General features: G+C 63.5%; 8 protein-coding genes. 2 read left to right on the forward strand and 6 right to left on the reverse strand.

Translation table 11 applies throughout. The features are described 5' to 3' along the window. Nucleotides 1-94: 94 nt before the first annotated feature. Nucleotides 95-808 (forward strand): nucleotidyltransferase family protein, encoded by a 714-nt coding sequence (locus ACHEXL_RS13915; RefSeq protein ID WP_416559993.1) that lies wholly within the window; start codon nucleotides 95-97, stop codon nucleotides 806-808. Nucleotides 809-820: 12 nt separating this feature from the next. Further along, on the forward strand, nucleotides 821-1,822 hold the full coding sequence (locus tag ACHEXL_RS13920; RefSeq protein WP_416559994.1) for an XdhC family protein: 1,002 nt from the start codon (nucleotides 821-823) through the stop codon (nucleotides 1,820-1,822). Nucleotides 1,823-1,828: 6 nt separating this feature from the next. Here the strand turns inward: ACHEXL_RS13920 and ACHEXL_RS13925 are convergent, their stop codons facing one another. From ACHEXL_RS13925 to ACHEXL_RS13950, 6 genes are read right to left on the reverse strand one after another with little or no spacing between them, the layout of a single operon-like run. Further along, complete coding sequence (locus tag ACHEXL_RS13925) at nucleotides 1,829-2,572, reverse strand: sulfite exporter TauE/SafE family protein (RefSeq protein WP_416559995.1); 744 nt, start codon at nucleotides 2,570-2,572, stop codon at nucleotides 1,829-1,831. Nucleotides 2,573-2,599: 27 nt separating this feature from the next. After that, complete coding sequence (otnI, locus tag ACHEXL_RS13930; RefSeq protein ID WP_416559996.1) at nucleotides 2,600-3,433, reverse strand: 2-oxo-tetronate isomerase; 834 nt, start codon at nucleotides 3,431-3,433, stop codon at nucleotides 2,600-2,602. 32 nt (nucleotides 3,434-3,465) lie between these two features. After that, complete coding sequence (locus ACHEXL_RS13935) at nucleotides 3,466-4,125, reverse strand: aldolase (RefSeq protein ID WP_416561360.1); 660 nt, start codon at nucleotides 4,123-4,125, stop codon at nucleotides 3,466-3,468. Nucleotides 4,126-4,127: 2 nt separating this feature from the next. Continuing rightward, a complete protein-coding gene (otnK, locus tag ACHEXL_RS13940) occupies nucleotides 4,128-5,387 on the reverse strand; it encodes a 3-oxo-tetronate kinase (protein WP_416559997.1) in 1,260 nt (419 codons plus the stop codon). Continuing rightward, the gene (ltnD, locus tag ACHEXL_RS13945; protein WP_416559998.1) at nucleotides 5,384-6,283 is read right to left on the reverse strand and encodes an L-threonate dehydrogenase; all 900 of its coding nucleotides are present in this window, start codon (nucleotides 6,281-6,283) and stop codon (nucleotides 5,384-5,386) included. The genes otnK and ltnD overlap by 4 nt, the downstream gene beginning before the upstream one ends. Before the next feature lie 10 nt (nucleotides 6,284-6,293). Further along, on the reverse strand, nucleotides 6,294-7,268 hold the full coding sequence (locus ACHEXL_RS13950) for a Bug family tripartite tricarboxylate transporter substrate binding protein (protein ID WP_416559999.1): 975 nt from the start codon (nucleotides 7,266-7,268) through the stop codon (nucleotides 6,294-6,296).

Raw genomic sequence — 7,268 nt, forward strand, 5'->3', positions numbered from 1 at the left:
AAAAACACTGTAGCGCTTTTGCGCGGGGCTGGCCACGCCAGCTGTTCCCTGGGGTGACAGGGGTGTGATGGTGCCCACCCAGGAGGGCGGCACAATGGGCACCCTGTCCATGCCAAAAGGTATCCGATTGAACATGCTGGCGCTTGCATCACCCACACCGGGGTCTGTACCGCGCATTGGTGCGCTTGTGCTGGCCGCAGGTGCGGGCAGCCGCATGGGCCATCGGCCCAAATGCCTGCTGCAGCAAGGTGGCATGAGCTTGCTGGAGCGGCAATTGCAGGCTTTGTCATTGGCGGGTGTGACACCCATTCGGGTGGTACTGGGGCACCACGCCGAGCGCATCCTGCAAGAGGGGGCATTGGCCCGCTGGTCAGCACAGCCGGTGCTCAATCCGCAGCCCGATGATGGCCACGTCAGCTCACTGCGTGCCGGTTTGCGGGCCTTGCCATCCGGGCTCGATGCGGTGGTGGTGGCCTTGGCTGACCAGCCCTTGATCGATGTGCGGGCGGTGCAAGCGTTGCTGCAAGCTTTTGCGCAACGCCCGCTCGGCACGCAGCTGCTGCAACCGAGCGTGCAAGGCCTGCCGGGTAACCCGGTGGTCTTTACCCGCATGGTCATGGCGCAAATTTTGGCGGGTGATGTGGACATGGGCGCACGCCGATGGCAGCAGGCGCACCCCGAAGCCGTGTACCGCTGGGCAACATCCCATGCGCATTACCGCCTGGATGTGGACAATGAAGCAGACCGCCAGGCGGTAGAGCAGTTGACAGGTCAAAGCCTGCGCTGGCCGCAAGATTTGGACCTCTAAAAACAGACGCACATGCACAGCACCGACATCGACGTCATCCGCACCGCCCTCGAATGGCAAAGCCGGGGCCACCGCGTGGTCATGGGCACGGTGGTGCGAACCTGGGGTTCGGCGCCTCGTCCGCCGGGCTCGCTCATGGTCATCCGGGGCGATGGCCAAGTGGCCGGCTCGGTCTCGGGCGGCTGCATCGAAGACGATCTGATCCGCCGCGTGGCCGCTGGCGAGCTGGCGCTGCGCATGCCGGAGGCCACCATCTACGGGCAGACCGCCGAAGAAGCGCGCCGCTTTGGCCTGCCCTGCGGCGGCACGGTACAGGTGGTGCTGGAGCCGCTGTCGCCTCAATCGCAACTGCGCGAATTGCTGGTGCTGATCGAGCAACACCAGCGCGTGGAGCGCCGTCTGGACATGGCCACAGGCCTGGTGCGCATGAGTGCCGCCACCGCAGGCGACAAGCTGCAGTTTGACGGACAGAGCCTCACCACGGTGCATGGTCCACGCTTGCGCTTGCTGATCATCGGCGGCGGGCAGCTTTCGCGTTATCTGGCTGCCATGGCTGTGATGCTGGACTACCAGGTCACGGTCTGCGAGCCGCGCTCTGAATACCATGAAGGCTGGGAAGCGATGGCTGGTGTGACGCTGTCCACCCAGATGCCCGACGATTTGGTGTTGGCCATGCGTCTGGACCATAACAGTGCCGTGGTGGCCGTCACGCATGACCCCAAGCTCGACGACCTGGCGCTGATGGAAGCGCTTCGCACACCCGCTTTTTATGTCGGCGCTTTGGGCTCGCTGCACAACAACGCGCAGCGCCGCAAGCGCTTGTTGGCGTTTGATTTGAGCGAAGCCGAGGTGCGCCAGTTGCATGGTCCGGTAGGCTTGAACCTGGGTGCACTGACGCCCCCTGAAATCGCCATGAGCATCGTGGCTGAGATGACCGCCATGCGCCGTGGCGTGGACCTGAGCCAAGCGCTCAGCAATTGGGAAGGCTCCAAGACTGTGTGCGGCTTGGTGTAATCGGGTTCAAGCCCGGACAACGTCCAGGATCAACTTCAGCGAAATCAGCAGCAAGCCCATTTGCACCCATTTGAAGAACCAGTCGTCGGCGATTTTGCGTGTCAGGTAAGCGCCCACCACGGTGCCCACCAGGGCAAACGGGATCAGCACCAGTGCGCCCGTCAGTTCCTTGGGGCCATAGGGCTGCAGCAGGTGGTAAGGCCCCAGTTTGGCCAGGTTGATGACGGCAAAAAACAAAGTCGAGGTGCCGGCAAACACCAGTTTGGGCAGTTGTTGGGGCAGCAGGTAAACCTGAAACGGTGGGCCACCCGCATGCGAGATGAAGCTGGTAAAACCGGACAAACTGCCCCACAGAAGTCCCTTTCGCCAGTTGGCTGGCCTTGGCGCTTGCGCGGTGTTGCGCTTGCGCCAGGCGTTGATCACAAAGCCCACGCCCATGAGGCCGATCATCATTTTCACGGCCGTGTCGGATACCAGCGAGGCGGTGAGCCAACCCACCAACACACCGCCCACGCCAGCCGGAACGAGGATTTTCAGGTTGATGGCGCTGAAATTTTTGCGGTACAACCACAGCCCCACCATGTCAGAGATGATGTAGATAGGCAGCAACATCACGACCGCTTTGACCGGGGACATGAACAGCGAAAGAATGGGCACGGACAGCATGCCCACCGTGGGCAATCCGCCTTTCGACAAACCCACCATGGCCGCAGCCAGGCCCGCCCACATCAGGTAATGAAGATCATCCATCGCAGCTCAAGGCGCAGCGTCTTGGATTCACAGATATGGACGCGCCCAGTCCAGACCGCGTGAGGTACCGCCCGCAGTGGCATCGGCCGGGTTGTACTCACAACCGATCCAGCCATCCCAGCCGCATTCGGCCGACACCTTGTCAATGACCTGGAAGATGTGCGTCCAGTTCACCTCGCCCGTGCCCGGCTCGTGGCGGTTGGGCACTTCGGCGATCTGGAAATGTCCCACCCGGCCCGTGGGCAGATACTGGGCGATCTTGGCGCTCAAGTCGCCCTCGACGATCTGGCAATGGAACAGGTCCATTTGCACTTTCACATTCGAAGCTCCCACGGCCTGCACGATGCGGTGCGCGTGGTCCTGGCGGTTGAGGTGAAAGCCCGGCACGCTGCGCGTGTTGATCGGCTCGACCAGCACATCGCGCCCGGCCTTGGCGGCTTCGACAGCGGCCCATTGCAGGTTGCCGATGAGTGTGGCGTCAGCCGCTTCAGGGCTGACCCCCTCGGCCCGCAGGCCCACCATGGCGTGGATGCGTGGGCAGTTCAGTGCCTCGGCATACACCAGGGCTTGCGCAAAGCCGGTGCGAAACTCGGCTTCGCGCCCGGGCACGCTGGCCGTGCCCCGTTGGCCCGTTTCCCAAGCCTTGCCAAAGCTGTCGGTATCGGTGCCGCCCGGCGGGGCGTTGAACAACACTTGCTGCAAGCCGTTGGCCTTCAGGCGGGCGGCCAGTTCTTGCGCAGGAAAGGCATAAGGAAACAAATACTCCACCGCTTTGAAACCGTCTTTGGCCGCGGCTTCAAAGCGGTCCAGAAACGGCAGATCGGGGTACATCATCGAGAGGTTGGCGGCAAAACGGGGCATGGGTTTCTTTCAACGGGGATTGGCGTTGGTGTTTACCAGCGTGCGCCAAAGACTTGGCGCAGTTCGTCCAGTTCGCTGGCGTGCAGGGGGGGCGTGTGGGCTTGCAGCTGCATCAGCTGTGCAGTTTCTTCCAGCTCTTCGAGCGTGGCCATGGCGGCGGCGGGCGTGTCGTGCCACACATTGGGCCCCAGGCGGGAGAGCATCACGGCGCGGATGGGCGTGCCGCGAGCGGCATATTGGCGGACCAAGTCGGCCACTTCTAGCGCGACATCGGGACTGCCCGGGCGGTGGTAAGGCACCAGTGGCACATGGCCGACCTTCATCACAAAGTAGGGCGTGATGGGCGGCAGCAATTCGGGGCCTTGAGCGTTCAGGCTGAGGGCCACGCAGTGCGTGCTGTGCGTGTGGATCACGCAGCGCGTGTCGGTATCCGTCTCGCACGCTGCGGCATAAATCTGGCGGTGCAGGGCGATGGTTTTGCTGCCTTTGTCGCCGCTGACTTGCTTGCCTTGCACATCGAGTTTGGCCAGGCGTGCCGGGTCCAGAAAACCCAGGCACGCGTCGGTGGGCGTGATGAGGAAGCCGTCGTCCAGGCGCACGCTGATGTTGCCTGCCGTGGCGTGCACATAGCCGCGCTCGAACAGGCTGCGGCCCACGCGGCAAATCTCTTCGCGGGCTTGGGTTTCGGTGATGCTCATGCCAAGACTGTAAAGGCTTTGGTGAAGAAGTCCTCGGTGCCAAAGTTGCCCGATTTGAGCGTGATGTGCACACCGGAGGGCGCATGGCACCAGGGCACACCCGGGTCGATCTGCGGGCCGATTTGTAGCTGCGCGATGCCCAGCGCCTGCACACAAGCGCCCGAGGTTTCGCCCCCCGCCACCACCAGTTGCTTCACACCCAGATCGACCAAACCACGCGCCACGGCGGCCAGCGCGTGTTCCACCAAAGCACCCGCCTCGGCCACGCCCAGCTGTGCCTGCACGGCTTTCACCGCATCGGGCTCGGCGGTGGAGTAAACCAGCACAGGGCCATCCTTCAAGAGCGGCGCGGCCCACGCCAGCACCTGCTGCACCACGGCGTCACTTTGGCCATGCATCAAGCTGGCGGGGTCAATGGCCCGAGCGGGCCGACCAGTGGCTTTGAAATGCGCCACCTGCGCGTTGGTGGCCACAGAGCAGCTGCCCGAGACGACTGCTTGGAGGCCACTGGCCGCAGGCAACTGGCTCGCTTGCAGCGAAGGCTTCAGGCCAAAGTTGGCGGGCAGGCCAATGGCCACGCCCGAGCCGGCGGTGACGAGCGGCATGCCCTTCAGGGCAGGCCCGAGCAGGTGCAAGTCGTCGTTGCTGGTCGCGTCCACCACGGCCACGCCCACGCCTTCGGCGCGCAGCGCGGCGATGCGTTCGCGAATCGCCGCTTCGCCCTGTGCCACGGTTTTGTAGTCGATCAAGCCCACCTTGCGCTTGGTTTGCGCTTGCATCACACGCACCAAGTTAGCGTCGGTCATGGGTGTGAGCGGGTGGTTTTGCATGCCCGACTCGTTCAGCAGCACATTGCCTGCAAACAGGTAACCCTTGAACACGGTGCGGCCGTTGTCCGGAAAGGCCGGGGTGGCGATGGTGAAGTCTGTGCCCAGTGCGTCCATCAGCGCTTCGGTCACCGGGCCGATGTTGCCTTCGGGCGTGCTGTCAAAGGTCGAGCAGTATTTGAAATAAATTTGCTGTGCCCCTTGCGCCTGCAACCACTTCAAAGCGTCAAGCGATTGGGCGATGGCATCGGCCGCCGCAATGGTGCGTGACTTGAGCGCCACCACCACCGCGTCCACCTCGGCGGCCAGGGGCTCTGTGGGCACACCGATGGTCTGCACCACCCGCATGCCCGAGCGCACCAGGTTGTTGGCCAGGTCCGTTGCACCTGTGAAGTCGTCTGCAATACAACCCAGCTTCAACGCGCTCATGCTTTCCCCTTCGGCAATTCAATGCCCGGGAAAATCTTGATGACGGCGCTGTCGTCTTCTTTGGCAAATCCCGCAGTGCTGGCCTGCATGAACATCTGGTGCGCGGTGCTCGACAGCGGCAGCGGGAACTTGCTGGCCCGCGCCATGTCCAGCACGATGCCCAGATCCTTCACAAAAATATCCACGGCTGAGAGTGGCGTGTAGTCGGCCGCCAGCACATGGGCCATGCGGTTTTCAAACATCCAGCTGTTGCCCGCGCTGTTCGTGATCACCTCGTACAAAGCGGCCGGGTCCACGCCTTCGCGCAGGCCCAGCGCCATGGCTTCGGCCGCAGCAGCAATGTGCACGCCCGCCAGCAGCTGGTTGATGATCTTGACTTTGCTGCCAGCGCCCGCGCTGTCGCCCAGCTTGTAGACCTTGGCGGCCATGGCGTTCAAAAAGGGCTCGGCCAATGCATAAGCCTGGGGCTTGCCTGCCGTCATCATGGTCATCTGGCCGGATGCGGCCTTGGCCGCGCCGCCCGAGATGGGTGCGTCCACGTAACGCAGGCCCATGGCTTCAAGACGCGCCTCCAAAGCCACTGACCAATTCGGGTCCACGGTGGAGCACATCACGAACACGCTGTCGGGTTTCATGCTGGCTGCGCAACCGGGGTTGGTGCCGTCGCCAAACAGCACGCTCTCGGTCTGCGCGGCATTCACCACGACAGACACGATCACATCGCACGCCTCGCCCAGAGAGGCCAGCGTGTCGTGTGCCACACCACCGCCAGCGGCAAAGGCCGCAGCGACTTCGCGACGCACATCAAACACCTGCACCGTGTGCCCGGCGCGGCGCAGCGATGCGGCCATGCCCGAGCCCATGGCCCCCAAACCGATCAATCCGACTGTGCTCATCTTCGTTCTTTCAATCCAGGTTGATCTTGGCGTAGGCCGCGACTTTTTTCCATTGCGTCATATCGGCTTGCATGAAGCTGGCCATACCTTGGGCGTTCACCCAGGTCGGCTCGGCACCGGCCTTCTGGATGGCTGCCTGAACTTCGGGCTGTTTGGCCACGCGTTCCAGGGCTTGTTCCAGTTTTTGCGCCACTGGTGCAGGCAAGCCCGCTGGCGCGGCCAGGCCAAACCAGGCAAACACCTGGTAACCCTTGACGCCGGCCTCTTCCATGGTGGGCACACCCGGCAAGGCGCTGCTGCGCTGGGGCGTGGTCACGGCCAGGGCTTTGAGCTTGCCGCCGTTGATCAGGCCCAGGGCCGAGGGCAGGTTGTCAAACATCATGCTGACCTCGTCGGCCATCACCGCCGTCAGGCCAGCCGCCGCACCCCGGTAGGGGATGTGCGTGATGAACAAGCCAGATTGGCTTTTGTAAAGCTCGGCGCTCAGGTGCAAGGAGGTGCCTTGGCCGTTGGACGCGTAATTGAGCTGACCAGGCTTGGCTTTGATGCGGGCACTCAGGTCGGCCACGCTCTGGATGCCCGATGCGGGGTTGACCACCAGCACATTGGGCACGCGGCCCAGCAGGCCGACCGGCACGATTTGCTCAGGCTTGTAGGGCAGCTTGGCATACAGCGCAGGGCTGATGGTGAGCGGTGGCGACGCCATCAACAGCGTGTAGCCGTCGGCTGCCGCACGGGCCGCTTCGGCCGCACCCAGGTTGCCGCCTGCCCCCGGCTTGTTGTCGATCACGATGGGCTGCCCCAACTCCTGCGCCAACTTGGGCGCCACCAAACGGGCCATGTTGTCGATCAAGCCTCCCGGCGGGAAGGGCACCACCAGTTTGATGGGGCGAGCCGGCCAGGCCTGCGCCCATGCGGTGGTGGCCCAAAAGGGCGTGATGGCCACCAAAGCAGCGGCCGCTGCGATCCAGTTTCTGCGTTGCAT

It is taken from the genome of Limnohabitans sp. YIMB22184 (assembly GCF_048020265.1).
In the GTDB taxonomy this organism is placed as follows: Bacteria; Pseudomonadota; Gammaproteobacteria; order Burkholderiales; family Burkholderiaceae_C; genus Limnohabitans_A.

What these genes read in the sequence shown, in the direction of transcription:
- ACHEXL_RS13915 (WP_416559993.1), top strand. Translation starts at nt 95, where the DNA reads ATGGGCACCCTGTCCATGCCAAAAGGTATCCGATTGAACATGCTGGCG.
- ACHEXL_RS13920 (WP_416559994.1), top strand. Translation starts at nt 821, where the DNA reads ATGCACAGCACCGACATCGACGTCATCCGCACCGCCCTCGAATGGCAA.
- ACHEXL_RS13925 (WP_416559995.1), bottom strand. Translation starts at nt 2,572, where the DNA reads ATGGATGATCTTCATTACCTGATGTGGGCGGGCCTGGCTGCGGCCATG.
- otnI (WP_416559996.1), bottom strand. Translation starts at nt 3,433, where the DNA reads ATGCCCCGTTTTGCCGCCAACCTCTCGATGATGTACCCCGATCTGCCG.
- otnK (WP_416559997.1), bottom strand. Translation starts at nt 5,387, where the DNA reads ATGAGCGCGTTGAAGCTGGGTTGTATTGCAGACGACTTCACAGGTGCA.
- ltnD (WP_416559998.1), bottom strand. Translation starts at nt 6,283, where the DNA reads ATGAGCACAGTCGGATTGATCGGTTTGGGGGCCATGGGCTCGGGCATG.
- ACHEXL_RS13950 (WP_416559999.1), bottom strand. Translation starts at nt 7,268, where the DNA reads ATGCAACGCAGAAACTGGATCGCAGCGGCCGCTGCTTTGGTGGCCATC.